This is a genomic window from Trinickia mobilis, from assembly GCF_017315705.1.
Taxonomy (GTDB): Bacteria; Pseudomonadota; Gammaproteobacteria; order Burkholderiales; family Burkholderiaceae; genus Trinickia_A; species Trinickia_A mobilis.
Map to the genome: position 1 here is coordinate 316341 of NZ_JAFLRF010000004.1, position 14742 is coordinate 331082.

The 14742-nt window shown below is 62.3% G+C and carries 13 protein-coding genes; 9 read left to right on the forward strand and 4 right to left on the reverse strand.

Features of this window, described 5'->3' with window-relative positions; translation table 11 throughout:
• The first annotated feature begins 296 nt into the window (after positions 1-296).
• From J3489_RS08160 to J3489_RS08170, 3 genes are read left to right on the forward strand one after another with little or no spacing between them, the layout of a single operon-like run.
• Positions 297-1349 (forward strand): acyltransferase family protein, encoded by a 1053-nt coding sequence (locus J3489_RS08160; RefSeq protein ID WP_206997190.1) that lies wholly within the window; start codon positions 297-299, stop codon positions 1347-1349.
• A gap of 29 nt (positions 1350-1378) precedes the next feature.
• Positions 1379-2422 carry a GDP-mannose 4,6-dehydratase gene (gene gmd / locus J3489_RS08165; protein ID WP_206997191.1) on the forward strand — a complete coding sequence of 348 codons (1044 nt, stop codon included), beginning with the start codon at positions 1379-1381 and terminating at the stop codon, positions 2420-2422.
• A complete protein-coding gene (locus J3489_RS08170; RefSeq protein ID WP_206997192.1) occupies positions 2409-3377 on the forward strand; it encodes a GDP-mannose 4,6-dehydratase in 969 nt (322 codons plus the stop codon). Before gmd ends, J3489_RS08170 begins: the two co-directional genes overlap by 14 nt.
• A 280-nt stretch (positions 3378-3657) precedes the next feature.
• Here J3489_RS08170 and J3489_RS08175 read toward each other — a convergent pair whose 3' ends face one another.
• Both J3489_RS08175 and J3489_RS08180 read right to left on the reverse strand, forming a co-directional pair.
• On the reverse strand, positions 3658-4080 hold the full coding sequence (locus J3489_RS08175) for a DUF4148 domain-containing protein (protein WP_206997193.1): 423 nt from the start codon (positions 4078-4080) through the stop codon (positions 3658-3660).
• A 103-nt stretch (positions 4081-4183) separates the two neighbouring features.
• Positions 4184-4576 carry a DUF4148 domain-containing protein gene (locus tag J3489_RS08180; protein ID WP_206997194.1) on the reverse strand — a complete coding sequence of 131 codons (393 nt, stop codon included), beginning with the start codon at positions 4574-4576 and terminating at the stop codon, positions 4184-4186.
• 846 nt (positions 4577-5422) lie between these two features.
• Between J3489_RS08180 and cueR the strand changes: the two genes are divergently transcribed.
• The 6 genes from cueR (at position 5423) to J3489_RS08210 (ending at position 12823) form a co-directional block, all read left to right on the forward strand.
• A complete protein-coding gene (gene cueR / locus J3489_RS08185) occupies positions 5423-5866 on the forward strand; it encodes a Cu(I)-responsive transcriptional regulator (RefSeq protein ID WP_206997195.1) in 444 nt (147 codons plus the stop codon).
• 100 nt (positions 5867-5966) lie between these two features.
• Positions 5967-6329 (forward strand): hypothetical protein, encoded by a 363-nt coding sequence (locus J3489_RS08190; protein ID WP_206997196.1) that lies wholly within the window; start codon positions 5967-5969, stop codon positions 6327-6329.
• 109 nt (positions 6330-6438) lie between these two features.
• The gene (locus J3489_RS08195) at positions 6439-7737 is read left to right on the forward strand and encodes a TolC family protein (RefSeq protein ID WP_206997197.1); all 1299 of its coding nucleotides are present in this window, start codon (positions 6439-6441) and stop codon (positions 7735-7737) included.
• Between the two features lie 9 nt (positions 7738-7746).
• Complete coding sequence (locus J3489_RS08200) at positions 7747-9276, forward strand: efflux RND transporter periplasmic adaptor subunit (RefSeq protein ID WP_206997198.1); 1530 nt, start codon at positions 7747-7749, stop codon at positions 9274-9276.
• A complete protein-coding gene (locus J3489_RS08205; RefSeq protein WP_206997199.1) occupies positions 9273-12482 on the forward strand; it encodes an efflux RND transporter permease subunit in 3210 nt (1069 codons plus the stop codon). The genes J3489_RS08200 and J3489_RS08205 overlap by 4 nt, the downstream gene beginning before the upstream one ends.
• Positions 12479-12823, forward strand: coding sequence for a copper-binding protein (locus J3489_RS08210; RefSeq protein WP_206997200.1), 345 nt, complete (start codon positions 12479-12481; stop codon positions 12821-12823). The genes J3489_RS08205 and J3489_RS08210 overlap by 4 nt, the downstream gene beginning before the upstream one ends.
• A 280-nt stretch (positions 12824-13103) precedes the next feature.
• On the opposite strand, the gene J3489_RS08215 is transcribed toward J3489_RS08210, so the two are convergent.
• Positions 13104-14237, reverse strand: coding sequence for an extracellular catalytic domain type 1 short-chain-length polyhydroxyalkanoate depolymerase (locus J3489_RS08215; RefSeq protein WP_206997269.1), 1134 nt, complete (start codon positions 14235-14237; stop codon positions 13104-13106).
• A 38-nt stretch (positions 14238-14275) separates the two neighbouring features.
• Positions 14276-14713: a ribbon-helix-helix domain-containing protein gene (locus J3489_RS08220; RefSeq protein ID WP_206997201.1), complete on the reverse strand. Its 438-nt coding sequence runs from the start codon at positions 14711-14713 to the stop codon at positions 14276-14278.
• Positions 14714-14742: the final 29 nt, after the last annotated feature.

Below are 14742 nucleotides of genomic sequence, written 5' to 3' on the forward strand. Positions count from 1 at the left end.
CGCGCAATATCGACCGACTCGCATCCGCCTCAGGTAGAAAATTCCTCTCGCAACGCCTGAAAAATCCCACACCGCAGGGACCTGGCGGGCACACACCTCACTTGCGGCAATCGCGACCGCTTCGTTTTTTAAATCGTCGCGCTATTCCCATTCATTACCGATCTGTTTTTTCGTCAATTTCTTTTCCTTAGAATCGATTGCGCCTGAAAAGCATCGCGCACGCCCATGGCAATACGCGAATGCCTTTCGCCAATCTGTCGCCACAAGCTTATTCTCGAAACAGCATAGATCGCTCAATGACTGTCAGCGCACTACCCACCGCCACGCGTCGTGAACGCATCGTTCAACTGGACGGCCTGCGCGCCATCGCCGTGCTGGCCGTGTTCTCGCAACACGCGCTAAACGCGCCGCTGTGGATGGGCGTCGACCTGTTCTTCGTCTTGAGCGGTTTTTTGATCACCGGCATCCTGCTCGATCGCAAGGCGCGCGGGCAATCGTATTTCAGCTACTTCTACGCCCGCCGTGCACGCCGCATCCTGCCGCCGTACGTGCTGCTGATGATCGTCTCGTCGCTGCTGTTCGGTCTCGGCTGGGCCGAGCATTGGCAGTGGTACGCGTTCTTTGCGGCGAACATCGGTGACACGCTCGATCAAGCAGGGCACCCCAGTCTCAACGTGCTGTGGTCGCTTGCCGTCGAAGAGCAGTTTTATCTGTTCTGGCCGTTTGTCGCGCTGTTCGCGTCGGAGCGTGCGCTGCTCTTCATCGCTGCGGCCTTGATCGTCATCGTGCCTGTGTTGCGCGCGATCTCGACGCCGTTCTTCGATACGTTCTGGCCGATCTATTACCTCACGCCGTTTCGCATGGACCTGCTCTCCGCAGGCGCATTGCTGGCCATGCTCGTTCGGCGCGATGCCAACGCGCTCTCGCGTCTGAAAGCGCCGGCGTATGCCGGCTTTATCGCGGCACTCGTGGTGCTCGCGTGGCTGCATCTTCACTATCCGCGTTTTCGCGCCGCGAACACGCCGCTGTCGAATGCCGGCCTCTATAGCGTGTCGCTGGTTCTTTGCACGTCGCTCGTCGTGATCGCGCTGCAAAGCAAAGGGATTGTGAAGCGTCTCTTGAGCCATCCCGTTCTCGTCTATATCGGCACGATCAGCTACACGATCTACCTGATTCATTTGAGCATTCTTTACGCGCTTTGGCCGCACATCCACAACCGCTACGCGGCGGCCGCAGCGGCGCTCGCCATCACGCTCGCCTATGCGAGCCTCACCTGGTTTGCCTTCGAAAAGAGGCTCATTGACGGCGGGCCGCGCCGCGAAGCCCGCCAACTGCTGACCGTCGAATAAAACACTCGCATCACTTTTAGGGAAACGCTATGGACCCTCAACGCAAAGCGATCATTACCGGTGTCTCAGGACAAGACGGCGCGTATCTCACGAAGCTGCTGCTGGAAAAGGGCTACCACGTCACCGGCACGTATCGGCGAACCAGCTCGGTGAATTTCTGGCGCATGGATGAACTCGGCATCAGCCAGCATCCGAACCTGACGCTCGTCGAGCACGATCTGACCGACCTCGGCTCCAGCTTGCGCCTGCTCGAGAAGGCGCAGGCGAGCGAGCTTTACAATCTCGCGGCGCAGAGCTTTGTCGGCGTGTCGTTCGACCAGCCGGCGACCACCGCCGACGTGACCGGCATCGGCGCGCTGAACCTGCTCGAAGCGATCCGCTTGATCAACCCGCGCATGCGTTACTACCAGGCGTCGACCTCCGAAATGTTCGGCAAGGTGCAGGCGATTCCGCAATCGGAGTCCACGCCGTTCTACCCGCGCAGTCCCTATGGCGTCGCCAAGCTGTTCGCGCACTGGACGACGATCAACTACCGCGAGTCGTACGGCATCTTCGGCTGCAGCGGCATCCTGTTCAATCACGAGTCGCCGTTGCGCGGACGCGAGTTCGTCACGCGCAAGATCACCGACACCGCCGCAAAGATCAAGCTCGGCAAGACCGGAAAGCTCGAACTCGGCAATCTCGATGCGAAGCGCGACTGGGGCTTCGCGCAGGAATACGTCGACGGGATGTGGCGCATGCTGCAGGCCGGCGAGCCGGACACCTATGTGCTCGCCACCAACCGCACGGAGACGGTGCGCGATTTCGTGGGGATGGCGTTCGCGGCGGCCGGCTATCAGATCGAGTGGACGGGCAAAGGCGAGCAGGAGAAAGGGCTCGATGTATCGACGGGCAAGGTGCTGGTGCAGGTGAATCCGAAGTTCTACCGGCCTGCGGAAGTCGATCTCCTGATCGGCTGCGCGGACAAGGCCAAGGAAAAGCTCGGCTGGCAGCCCGAAACGACACTGGAGCAGCTCTGCCAATTGATGGTCGATGCCGATCTCGCACGCAATCAGCACCATGAGACTTTCTGAGCGCCAAGGGCGCCGCGCGCTCGTGACCGGGCTCGCCGGCTTCACCGGCCAGCACATGGCCGAATACCTCGAAGACGCCGGCTACGAGGTGTGGGGCACGGTGCCGCCCGAACTGGCCGAGGGCGCATCGAACCGGCACCTCGTGAGTGCCGTCGATCTGCTGGACGCCGAAGGCATGAAGGCGATGATCGCCGATGCGCGGCCGGACGTGGTCGTGCATCTCGCGGGCGCCGCGCATGTGGCGAACGGCACGGCGGGCAATACCTACCTCGTGAATATCGTCGGCACGCGCAACCTGCTGTCGGCGCTCGCGTCGCTCGATAAGCCGCCGCGCGCGGTGCTGCTGGCGAGCAGCGCGAATGTTTACGGCAACGCGCCTGTCGAGCTGCTCGACGAAAGCATCGCGCCCTCGCCCGCCAACGACTACGCGGTCAGCAAGCTGGCGATGGAACACGCCGCGCGCCTGTGGACGGACCGCTTGCCGATCATCGTCACGCGGCCGTTCAACTACACGGGCGTCGGGCAACGCGAGGACTATTTGCTGCCGAAGATCGTCGGCCACCATGCGCGGCGCGAAGCAAAAATCTCGCTCGGCAACCTCAACGTGAGCCGCGATTTCTCGGACGTGCGCAACGTCGTGGCGATCTACGGCAGCCTGCTCGAAGCCGCACCTGCCGGCGAGACGTTCAACGTCTGCTCGGGCGTCGGGCACTCGCTGGGCGAGGTGCTTGCAATGCTCGCCCGCATCGCCGGTTACGAGATCGACGTGTTCGTCGATCCGCGGTTCCTGCGGGCAAATGAAGTGCACCGGCTCGTCGGCTCCAACCGCAAGCTGCAGCGCGCGATCGGCCGCGTGCCGGTCACGCCGCTCGCCGAAACGCTTGAATGGATGTTTGAAGCGGCGTCGCTGCGCGAGGAAACCGCGCCTCAAGCCAATGGTTCGGAGGTCGGTTGAGGCGCACGCTATTCGTGCCCGCTCGCCTCATTCAATACTTGAGTCGTTTGAACCGAAATTGCGAATGGCCGCTCTTGCGCCGAAGCGAGACGCGCACCGCACGCACTCGAATCAGGCCGGCTCGACGTAATCAAACACGCCGGAGTCCGGCTGAATAGCTTCAGCCGGACTCCGGCCTCGAGAGCGCGTATCAGTCGCCATGCGCGTCGTCCTTTCGGACTGGCGATGAGATATCCAATCGACCGTTACGGCGCTCATCCGTGATCGTGAAACGGCGTACTCAATGCGCTGAAGCGTTCACCTGTTCCCCTCGTCGCCACCACTTTTCGGCCTGTTGGAATTGCCTGCGGTTGCGCTCCTGCATATCGGGAGTGGCCGGGTAGTGAACGTTGTCGCCAGGTATGACGCCCGCTTCTTCCGCCTGTACCAGCTCTGCGTAGACCTGTGCATGGGTTTTGCCGCGAGCGGCTGTCCCCGTGCCAACTGCAGTCCACGAGTCCGGCGCGGGGGCGACGGGTGTCGCCTTTGCGGATGCACTGTCGATAGTGGCCTCCGCCAATAACGGAGCGGGCGCGGACGCCATAGGGACGGACGACTGCCAGCCTTGCTGCTGATTATGCGGAGGCGTGGCAAAGACGGATACGGAAATTGAGAGGAGCAGCGCGGCGAAGAGTGAGCGATTGAGTAACGTAGTGCGTTTCATGGTGAGTTCCTTGATGACTTGAAAAACGTCGCGCAATGACGCGCGACAGCGATGCACGGTCGGGGCCGTCGGACCCGCCAGCACAGGTCATGACGGCGCGTCTTTACTGGCCTGTTACGGTGACCTGTCCGTTTGCCCGCCACGCCTGCTCGATCTGCTGGAAGCGGACTCGGTTACGGGCGATCGTCTCGGCGCTCGGCGGGTAATCGTTCTTGTTAGCGGGAATCAAGCCGGCCTCTTCGGCCTGCAGCAGCTCCGCACGAACCTGCGCGCGAGTCTTGCCGGAGTCAGTGCTACCGCCGGCGATCGGGGTAGCATCCGTGTGGAGCGCGGGCGTTGGTGCGGCAACTGCCGAAACTTGCCCGTGCGTGAGGGACGAAGAAGAGTCTGGGCGGGGATCGGAGCCGCGGGCGCCGCCGCCGGCAAATGCCGCGAAGGAGGCAGAAAGGAGCAGGGTTGCGAAGACGGAACGGTTAAGCAGGCTAGTCACTTTCATGAACGATTCCATAAGAATTGAGGGAGTCATCCCATGGGCAAATGGGCAGGGATGGCGAACTGCGGCCTAGCAAATACTTAGCTATGCAAAGTTGAACCGTGTCCGCGCGCAGAATGACAGCGAGACGGGAATCCCACGGAGGCCTCCGTACGGACGAGCCGGATCGCGTGCCAGCTTGCGCGGGGCACGACCCACTTTCAGCCGTCAGGGGCTACGTGCGAAACACCTGGAAGAGGATGCGGAGAGGTGGCGATGCCGATCTCAGGATCGGCTCGGTATGGGCGGTGAAGTACGGCTCAATGGCCAGCGCCGGGATGGACGAGTGCCCCCAGATCAGTGGCAACCACGCGAGGGGACACGGGGTCGGCTGCTCAGCGTGACCGGGCTGCGCGCTGTCGTTGCAATGTGCGTGACAGGCCAAACCCATGTGATGATCCCGTAGATCGCCATGGTTGCCCATTGCGATCATCGACACGGAATGACCCGACGAATCGGGGCGGTCCGTTGTCGTCGATGCGTACGCCGAGATCCACATCTGACAGAAGATCAAGGTGAAGAGCACTACGACAGTGGTGAACGCACGTATGAGCGGGCGACGCATGAGTTTGATTGAGACCGATCTCACATTCGAGGTTGGATGGGACTTTAAGCATTCCCATAGTTGGAACGTCAAGCGTTCTCCGAGATTATTTGTGTGAGGACTTGCCAAAAAACGCCTTGACATTCCCAACGTGGGAATGTCTACATTGCAACTGTCTACAACGTGTTGGATCCCGGCGTTGGGATTGGACGTAGAAGGCCTGCAACGGGACCGCGTGACTCGGCACGGAAATTTCAAGTTAAGCCATGAACATAGGACAAGCCGCAAGCGCCTCCGGCGTCTCCGCCAAAATGATCCGTTATTACGAGAGCATTGAGCTGGTGAAAGTTGCCGGGCGGACGGAAGGCGGCTACCGCATATACGGACAGGACGACGTTAGCGTCCTGCAGTTCATCCATCGGGCGCGTACGCTGGGGTTCCCTGTTGAGCAGATCCGGCGCCTGCTCGCGCTTTGGCAGGATCAGGGCCGCTCGAGCGCAGAGGTCAAGGTGGTTGCAGCGCAACACATCGCCGAACTCGACGCAAGGATTGCGGAACTCGTTGAGATGCGCGACACGCTGACCACGCTTGCGCGGCAGTGTGCGGGCGATGATCGGCCGTCGTGCCCTATCCTTGAAGAGATCGGTCGCGCTGATGTCGAGAAGCTGAGTAACCGGGCAGCACGAGGGCTCAAGACGGCCGCATCGTAAGCGCAAAACCAAGGATGGGAGACGCACTGACAAACGGCTGTCTTTGCGTCAAAGTCGGGACCCCAGTCGCTGAAATCGCCCCCGCGTTATACTCGCGCCAATGAAAATTCTGCGGACCTTCCTCGTGCTGCTGCTGTGCGCTGTGCTGCCCTTGACAGGGCTGGCAGCCGGTTGCGTGACCGGTGAATGTTCGATGCAACAGTCGATGGCCATGGATGACGGCAGTGACATGTCCGCCACCATGCCCAGTTCTGACTTGATGAAATCTTCGACTGGCGGCAAAGCGAAGGGCGTGCTCGGCAAGATGACTGCCCAATGCCAAATCGGCTGCCTATATCTCCCGGTTACCACCCTTGAGGTAACCCGCCCCGCTGGCCTCTCCAGCCCGGTCGTCTTCAACTACGCGCAATCGCTCATCGTCCGCGAGCAGGGCGGACTCTGGCGACCGCCGCGCTCACTCTAACTCCCGCCATCTGGTACACCGCCTGCACGCGGTGATGTCGTCCTGACTCAGGACGTGAGTCCCTATGTCATCTTAGACATAGGCATGGGCTCGACCATTCGGGGTTCACATGTCTTTCCCACATTTGTCGTCGGTCATCCGACGACGGCCGCTGCGTTGCCTGGCGGTGGCAGCGCTCGTCATGTTTGCCAGCCGCGTGGCGTACTCCCAGGACGAGGGCATGACGCTCGACGCGGCGCTTCAGATCGCCGCCAGCCGCTCTTCCTCGATCCAGGCCGCGCAAGCCTCCGTCCGGGGAAACTCGGACGTCGTCGTCAAAGCCGGACAACTGCCCAATCCCAAGTTGAAGCTGAGCGTCGAAGACCTCCCGATCAACGGGCGACAAGCGTTCACGATTGGGCAGGACAATTTCACGATGCGTGGCATCGGCATCGAGCAGGAGTGGGTGTCTGCGGACAAGCGCCGGGCACGCACGGCATTGGCCAATCGCACCGTAGATCAGGATAGATCGACGTACCTGGAAAAGGTGGCTGAGGTCCGTCGGCAAACCGCTATGGCGTGGCTGAACGCCATCTACGCGAAAAAGGCCGTCGCCCTGGACCAAGCGCTGGTCGACCATCTGAGCCAGGAACTCACTGCCAAACAGGCGTCGTACCGCGGTGCGAAAGGCGTTGCGGCGGATGTCGCCGAGGCCGGCCTCACGCTCGGAAACGCGCGCGACGCCTTGATCGACGCACAGCAGGACGAGAAGACGGCCCTGATCGAACTGTCGCGATGGACCGCGGCAGGCAACGTGCTCGAAGTCGCCGGCACCCCGCCGGCGCCGGAGTCGCAAGTATCCAGCCTGAGCGTCGACGAACTCGCTCAGGTCCAGCCCTGGTTGATCGCCGCGCGTTCCGCCATCTCATTGGCCGACGCCGAAACCGGCGTCGCCCGAACCAATAGAAATCCCGATTGGACCTGGGGGCTGACCTATTTCAAGCGAGGGGGGAATTTCTCGGACTACGTGTCCTTCGGTGTTTCCATCCCGTTGCCCATCAACCGCAGAAATCTCGAGGATCGCGACGTCGAACAGAAGTCGGAAATGGGCACGCAGGCGCGGCTCACCTATGAAGACACCGAGCGACAGGTCGTGGCCGATATCCAGAGTCTGGCGGCAAAGCTCGCCAGCGGCCGGGATCGGCTGGCCAATCTGCGGCAAACCGTCCTGCCCGCGGCCGAACAGAAAGTGGAACTGGCCAATGCAGCCTATAAATCCGGCGGCGGCACGCTCGCCGATGCCTTCGAAGCGCGGCACATGCAGCTCGAAACGGAGCTTCAGGTGCTGAACCTTGAACGACAGGTTTCCCTGATCTGGGCCCAGCTCGAATACCAGGTTTTGCCGCCTGACGTGATCGCCAGTCAATGAGGAAAAAAGATGAACCAGAAACTACTCGTACGAGCCGTGGCGTCGGTATTGGCTGGAGCCGCGCTGCTCGTGGCCGGCTTCGTAGCCGGCACCCATCGTCGCGCCGCCGATGCGCCCACGGCGGCAGCGACGCCTGCGTCCGGAGACCACACCGATCCGAAGACAGGCCGCAAGGTGCTGTACTGGCACGACCCGATGGTCCCGAACCAGCACTTCGACAAGCCGGGCCCGTCGCCTTTCATGGCCATGCAGCTTCAGCCGGTCTACGCGGATGAAGACGGCGGCTCCGGCGGCATCAAGATCAACCCAGGTCTCCAGCAGAACCTCGGCATTCGCTACGCGACCGTGCGCCGGCAGGATACGACGGAGGGATTCGACGCCGTCGGCACCACGCAATTCGACGAATCGCAGGCGTATGTCGTGCAATCGCGCGTCACCGGGTATATCGACCGCCTATATGCCAGCGCGCCGATGCAACACGTAGGAAAGGGTGCGCCGATCGCGTCCCTTTTCGTTCCCGATTGGCTCGCGCCTCAGGAAGAGTATCTCGCGCTCAAGCGTGGCGGTATGGACGCCGATCTGCTCGCGGCATCCCGCGCCCGCATGCGGGCACTGTCGATTCCGGACGGCGTCATCGCCGGTCTCGACCGGACCGGCCAGGCGCAAACGCATGTGGTTCTGTCGTCGCCGGAGGCAGGGGTCGTGAGCGAGCTGGACGTCAGGGACGGCGCGCAGGTGTCGCCGGGACAGACGCTTGCGAAGGTCGCGGGCCTGTCGAAGCTATGGCTCATCGTCGAAATTCCGGAAGCGCTGGCGCTAAGCGTGAAGCCCGGCATGGCGGTTGACGCAACGTTCTCGGGCGACTCGACCCGGCACTTCAAGGGGCAGATTCGCGAAATCCTGCCCGGCATCAGCACGAGCAGCCGCACGCTGCAAGCCCGTCTGGAAATCGACAACTCAGCACAGCAACTGACGCCGGGCATGCTGATGCGCGTGCGCGTCGAAGGACGACAGGCGGTCTCGCGTCTGCTGGTTCCGTCCGAAGCGGTCATCACGACCGGAAAGCGCGCCGTGGTCATCGTCAGGAACGCGGATGGCCATCTGCAGCCGGTTGAGATCACGACCGGAAATGATGTCGGCGATGACACCGAGGTGCTGAGCGGCTTGAACGATGGCGACACGGTGGTGGCGTCCGGCCAGTTCCTGATCGACTCGGAAGCCAGTCTGAAAGCGGTCCTGCCGAAGCTGGAAAGCGGCGGCGAAGCGGGAGCGAGTTCCCCCGCAGCTGCTGCCCCAGCTGCGGCAAACCAAACGTATGAGACCACCGGCAAAGTCGAAAAGGTGACGGCTGCAGACATCACGTTCTCGCATCAACCGGTTGCCGCGCTGGGCTGGCCCGCGATGACGATGACCTTCAACAAAGCGGAACCCGACGCGTTCCCGGACGTGAAGGCCGGCCAGACCGCGCATTTTGTCTTCAAGCAAGCCGACGGTGGCTATCAGCTGACCAAGGTCGAACCGATGGGAGACACGAAATGATAGCCCGCGTCATTCGTTGGTCCATTCACAACCGCTTCCTGGTGCTGCTCGCGACCGTGCTCATCGCGGCGTGGGGCGTGTACTCGTTTACGCAGACGCCGCTCGATGCCTTGCCCGACTTGTCGGACACCCAGGTCATCATCAAGGCGTCGTACCCTGGCAAGGCGCCGCAGGTCATCGAGGACCAAGTGACCTATCCGCTCACCACGACACTTCTCGGTGTCCCCGGTGCTAAAACCATCCGCGCGTACTCATCGTTCGGGGATGCGTTCGTCTATATTCTGTTCGACGATAAAACCGACCAGTACTGGGCACGCTCTCGCGTGCTCGAATACCTGAACCAGGTGCAGAGCCGGCTTCCGCCGGGCGCGACCGTTTCGCTCGGACCGGACGCAACCGGTGTCGGCTGGATCTACGAATACGCGCTCGTCGACAAGACAGGAAAACACGACCTCGGACAGTTGCGTGCGCTTAACGACTGGTTTCTCAAGTTCGAGCTAAAGGCCGTTCCCGACGTATCGGAAGTCGCGAGCATCGGCGGATTGGTGCGCCAGTACCAGGTGGTGCTCGACCCGGACAAGCTGCGCGCATACGGCATCACGCAGGCCGTGGTGGCCGACGCACTGGGCAAGGCGAACCAGGAATCCGGCGGCTCGGTCGTCGAGCTTGCGGAGTCGGAATACGTGGTCCGCTCCTCAGGCTATCTGCACTCGCTGGACGATTTCCGCAACGTCGTCCTGCGCACCAATGACGCAGGAACGCCCGTACTGCTCGGCGATGTTGCCCGCATCCAGATTGGGCCCGAGGCGCGGCGCGGGATTGCGGAGCTGAACGGCAAGGGTGAAGTGGCGGGCGGTGTCGTCGTCATGCGTTCCGGCAAGAACGCGTTGACGACCATCGAAGCAGTCAAGGCCAAGCTGGCCGACCTGAAGCGCTCGCTGCCGGCAGGCGTGGAAATCGTGACGACGTATGACCGCTCGGGACTCATCAATCGCGCGGTGGACAACCTGAAGGACAAGCTCATCGAGGAGTTCATCGTCGTCGGGCTCGTCTGTGCCATATTCCTGTTCCATCTGCGCAGCGCGTTCGTGGCCATCCTGTCGCTGCCGCTGGGCGTGCTGGTTGCGTTCATCGTCATGCGGTACCAAGGCGTCAATGCAAACATCATGTCGCTGGGCGGGATTGCGATAGCGATCGGCGCGATGATCGACGCGGCCATCGTGATGATTGAAAACGCGCACAAGCATCTGGAGGCGTTCGAGCACCAGCATCCCGGCACGCCGATAACGGCCGCTCAACGCTGGGAGCTCATCGCCTCGTCAGCGGCTGAAGTCGGTCCGGCGCTCTTCTTCTCGCTGCTCGTCATCACGCTGTCGTTTATCCCGGTGTTTTCGCTGGAGGGACAGGAAGGCAGGCTCTTCTCGCCGCTGGCGTTCACGAAGACGTACACCATTGCGGCCGCTGCCGGCTTATCGGTGACCCTCGTGCCCGTGCTGATGGGATACCTGATACGCGGGCGCATCCCGCATGAGGCGGCCAATCCCATCAATCGCGTCCTGGTGCGTCTCTATCGGCCGTTGCTCGAAGCGACGCTGCGACGTCCCTGGTTTGCGATCGGGCTCGCCGTTGTCGCGCTCGGTCTGAGTGTGATTCCGCTGTCGCGACTGGGGGGAGAGTTCTTGCCGCCGCTCGACGAGGGTGACCTGCTTTACATGCCGACGGCGCTTCCCAGCATTTCGACCGATAAAGCAGCCGAACTGCTGCAGCAGACTGACCGGCTGATCAAGACGGTGCCCGAGGTGGCCTCGGTGTTCGGCAAGGCGGGCCGCGCCGAGACCGCCACCGATCCGGCGCCGGGGCTCGAAATGTTCGAAACCACGATTCAATTCAAACCACGAAGCCAGTGGCGCCCCGGCATGACGCCGGAGAAGCTCGTGGACGAACTCGACCGGACCGTGAAGGTGCCGGGGCTGTCGAACCTCTGGGTTCCGCCCATCCGCAACCGCCTGGACATGCTGTCGACGGGTATCAAGTCGCCGGTCGGCGTGAAGGTTTCCGGACCCGACCTGAAGCAAATCGACAAGGTGGCCGCGCAGGTCGAAGCCACAGTCAAGCAGGTGCCGGGCGTCACGTCGGCGCTCGCCGAGCGTTTGAACGGCGGCCGGTACATCGACGTCGACATCAATCGTCTGGCGGCTGCACGTTACGGTCTTTCCGTCGGCGATATTCAGTCCGTGGTGTCGTCGGCCGTCGGGGGCGAAAACATCGGCGAGGTCATTGCAGGGCGCGAGCGCTTCCCTATCAACATCCGGTATCCGCGCGAAGTGCGCGACTCGCTCGAGAAGCTGCGTCAGTTGCCGGTTGTCACGGACCGGGGCGCGCAAATCCAGCTCGGCGACGTTGCCGACTTGACGATTGAGGATGGCCCGCCGTCGATTCGCAGCGAAAACGCGCGGCTTGCGGGCTACGTCTATATCGATATCCGGAACGTGGACCTGCAGTCGGCGGTGAGGGCGATGCAGCACGCCGTGGCGGAAAAGGTCGTGCTGCCGCCTGGATATTCGATTGCGTGGTCCGGGCAGTTCGAATATCTGGAGCGTGCGGAGGCAAAGTTGCGAACCGTCATTCCCGTGACGCTCGTCGTTATCTTTGTGCTGCTGTTCCTGACGTTCAACTCGGCGGCCGATGCGCTCCTCCTGATGTCGACCGTGCCGTTCGCGCTGGTCGGCGGATTCTGGTTCATCTGGATACTGGGCCATGCGGTATCGGTCGCGACGTCGGTCGGATTCATCGCGCTCGCCGGTGTGGCAGCCGAGTTTGGCGTGGTGATGCTGCTGTATCTGAAGGGCGCGCTAAATCGGCGATTGCAACTTGGTGAACCACTGACCGAAGCCGTGCTCATCGATGCGATTCGCGAAGGTGCCGTGTTGCGGGTGCGGCCGAAGGCGATGACGGTCGCTGTCGTGCTCGCTGGCCTGATACCCATCATGCTCGGCCACGGCGCCGGCTCCGAAGTGATGCAGCGCATTGCTGCACCGATGGTCGGCGGGATGGTGACGGCCCCGATCCTTTCGATGTTTGTGATCCCCGCAGCCTGGTTCCTGTTGCAACGCCGCCGCGCGCGAAAGCTGGCCCATGCGCGGCACCCCCAAGCAGTATCTTCCGGCATGAAAGTGCCAATGACTCAAACTGGAGAAATTCAATGAAGAAGTTGATTGTTGCATCTGTCGCACTTGCAGCCTTCGTCGCTGCGCCCGCGTTTGCGGCCGACGACATGGCCGGAATGAACATGTCCACGCCGGCGTCCAAAGCGTCGTCGACTAGCGCGCTCAGCGACGCTGAGGTGAAGAAGGTGGACCCGGCCACCGGCATGATTACGCTGAAGCACGGGGCGCTCGAGAACGTCGGGATGCCGCCGATGACCATGGCGTACAAGGCGAAGGATGCGTCGATGGTCAAGCAGGTTCACGAGGGCGACAAGGTCAAGATTCGCGTCGAAAACCTCAACGGGACGCCGACCATCGTGAAGCTGGAAAAGCCGTCTTGATGCGGTACTGATGCTGTGCTTGCAGGCTTACCGTGCCCGGTGAGCCTGCAGTCCGGCTGGCATGAATAGAGGCCAGCGATGCGAACGGCACCCATCACCGCCCAGCGAGGCATCTGCCGTCTGAATCCGCAGTTGATCAGGGACATTCAAGCCCAACACTTCGCCGACACCTGGGGCGCGCAATATCCAATAGGATGATTGCCCCTTATTTCGTGAGCTCCGACAAGCGTAGCGCACTGCCTCTTGGTAAGTCTGATCGGCTTTCCTTTGCCCGGTGTTATTAGTAGTGCTGCGGATGTGCGAGAAAGAATCGCACCATCTCGGCGCTGGCATCGGGACCGCTGGCATCCGTGTACGTCCCGCGGACGCTGCCACCGGCCCATGCATGCGGTGCACCGTGGATGATCCAATACTCCGCATCAATGCCGTTGGCGGCCGTCAGCCGCCGCCCCGTGCACGCGCGCCCGCCTGCCTGGCGATCCAGTGCCTCAGCGACGGGGGACGTGCTCGCGCTGAATTCCCGCACGAGCGCGCTGCCATTGGAGGGATGAACCGTCGCGTCGGCGTCGCCATGAAAGACGATCAACGGCCGCTTCGGCACGGTCGGCCCATCGTGACCGTCAGCGAGCTGCCCACGCCGTGCCCGTATGCCCCCCTTCATCGCGGCAAGAGCCGACGGCAAGTCGTGAGCGCAGCGATATGGCAGACCCGAGTGAATTCCCGCCGCGGCATACAGTTCCGGATAGGTGTGAATCATCACGGCGGCCATCGCACCACCCGCCGACAGACCGGCGACATACACGCGGGCCGGATCGACGCTGTGGCTGGCTATCACGTCGCGGGTGATTCCCGCTATCAGCGCAGGCTCGCCGCGCTCCCGCTGCTGGTCGACTGGCTTGAACCAGTTCCAGCATCTGGACGGATTCGCCCTCTTCGGCTGGATCGGATAGGCAACGAGGCAATCGTGCCGCTCGGCGAACGCGTTCATCCGGGTGCCTGCCGCGAAATCGTCCGCATCCTGCGTGCAGCCGTGCAACATCACGATCAGCGGTAACGGCGCGCCCCTGTACCCGCTGGGCACGTAGAGCTTATAGTTCCGCTGCCCCGCGTCGTTGACGTACGTCCGCGCACTGAAATACCCGCGGTCCTCGACATCGGCCTCCCTGGCGACATGCGGGTGGGGAAACGCGTCCGTTGCTCTCGCGCGGGCGGATCGATTCCCGTCGAGCGCGTCGTCGCGAAGCTGCAGCGCGTCGCGCGCGTCGACAGGTCGTCGAGGCGCCGCGCGGCCTGGCCTGCCATCGCCGCCCCGCAGCGCTCGTTGAATCGCTGCGGTAGCTTCGAGCGGCCCAGCAGTGCGCAACAGGTGCATCGCTTCCTGCATGGACGACAGGAAATCTTCATTCATCTTCATCATCGTTGTCCGTATGTCGGTTTAAGCAGCCGGCCGGGCTAGCTGATTCTTCCAGCCAACGCTGCCTTGACCGCGGGTGAAGCGTGGAATGCGCCCAGCACCACGACCGACGCGATCGTGGCGAGCGCTAGCTCAGGGGTAACATCGGATGCAATGCTGGCAAGCCCCAGCACATGAATGTTGAGACGCTGTTTGGCCGCCCGTGCCGACTCCAGGTCCTGCTTGGAGAAGTGCTGCAGACCAAGCACTAACGCCCGGCGTGTAACCGTCTCATTCACGGCCTGGGCGTGGACCGCCAACTGGTTGCGGATCGCCGTGCGGATCAGATCGGTGCGATTCGAGTAAAAGCCTTCTTCGACCAGCAGGTCGATCTGGCCGAGGTCGACGGGACCGAGATTAATAGTGATCTTTTCCGTCTCGCCGCCCTTCGAACGGAGCGGTACGGTGAGTGCTTGCGGGGGTTTGCGCGTTTCCATTTTCCATCCATCTGCCATCCATAGGGATG

Coding starts and splice junctions, on each gene's coding strand:
- gmd (WP_206997191.1), top strand. CDS start 1,379: ATGGACCCTCAACGCAAAGCGATCATTACCGGTGTCTCAGGACAAGAC.
- J3489_RS08175 (WP_206997193.1), bottom strand. CDS start 4,080: ATGAAACGCACTACGTTACTCAATCGCTCACTCTTCGCCGCGCTGCTC.
- J3489_RS08200 (WP_206997198.1), top strand. CDS start 7,747: ATGAACCAGAAACTACTCGTACGAGCCGTGGCGTCGGTATTGGCTGGA.
- cueR (WP_206997195.1), top strand. CDS start 5,423: ATGAACATAGGACAAGCCGCAAGCGCCTCCGGCGTCTCCGCCAAAATG.
- J3489_RS08215 (WP_206997269.1), bottom strand. CDS start 14,237: ATGAAGATGAATGAAGATTTCCTGTCGTCCATGCAGGAAGCGATGCAC.
- J3489_RS08195 (WP_206997197.1), top strand. CDS start 6,439: ATGTCTTTCCCACATTTGTCGTCGGTCATCCGACGACGGCCGCTGCGT.
- J3489_RS08220 (WP_206997201.1), bottom strand. CDS start 14,713: ATGGAAACGCGCAAACCCCCGCAAGCACTCACCGTACCGCTCCGTTCG.
- J3489_RS08205 (WP_206997199.1), top strand. CDS start 9,273: ATGATAGCCCGCGTCATTCGTTGGTCCATTCACAACCGCTTCCTGGTG.
- J3489_RS08180 (WP_206997194.1), bottom strand. CDS start 4,576: ATGAAAGTGACTAGCCTGCTTAACCGTTCCGTCTTCGCAACCCTGCTC.
- J3489_RS08160 (WP_206997190.1), top strand. CDS start 297: ATGACTGTCAGCGCACTACCCACCGCCACGCGTCGTGAACGCATCGTT.
- J3489_RS08210 (WP_206997200.1), top strand. CDS start 12,479: ATGAAGAAGTTGATTGTTGCATCTGTCGCACTTGCAGCCTTCGTCGCT.
- J3489_RS08190 (WP_206997196.1), top strand. CDS start 5,967: ATGAAAATTCTGCGGACCTTCCTCGTGCTGCTGCTGTGCGCTGTGCTG.
- J3489_RS08170 (WP_206997192.1), top strand. CDS start 2,409: ATGAGACTTTCTGAGCGCCAAGGGCGCCGCGCGCTCGTGACCGGGCTC.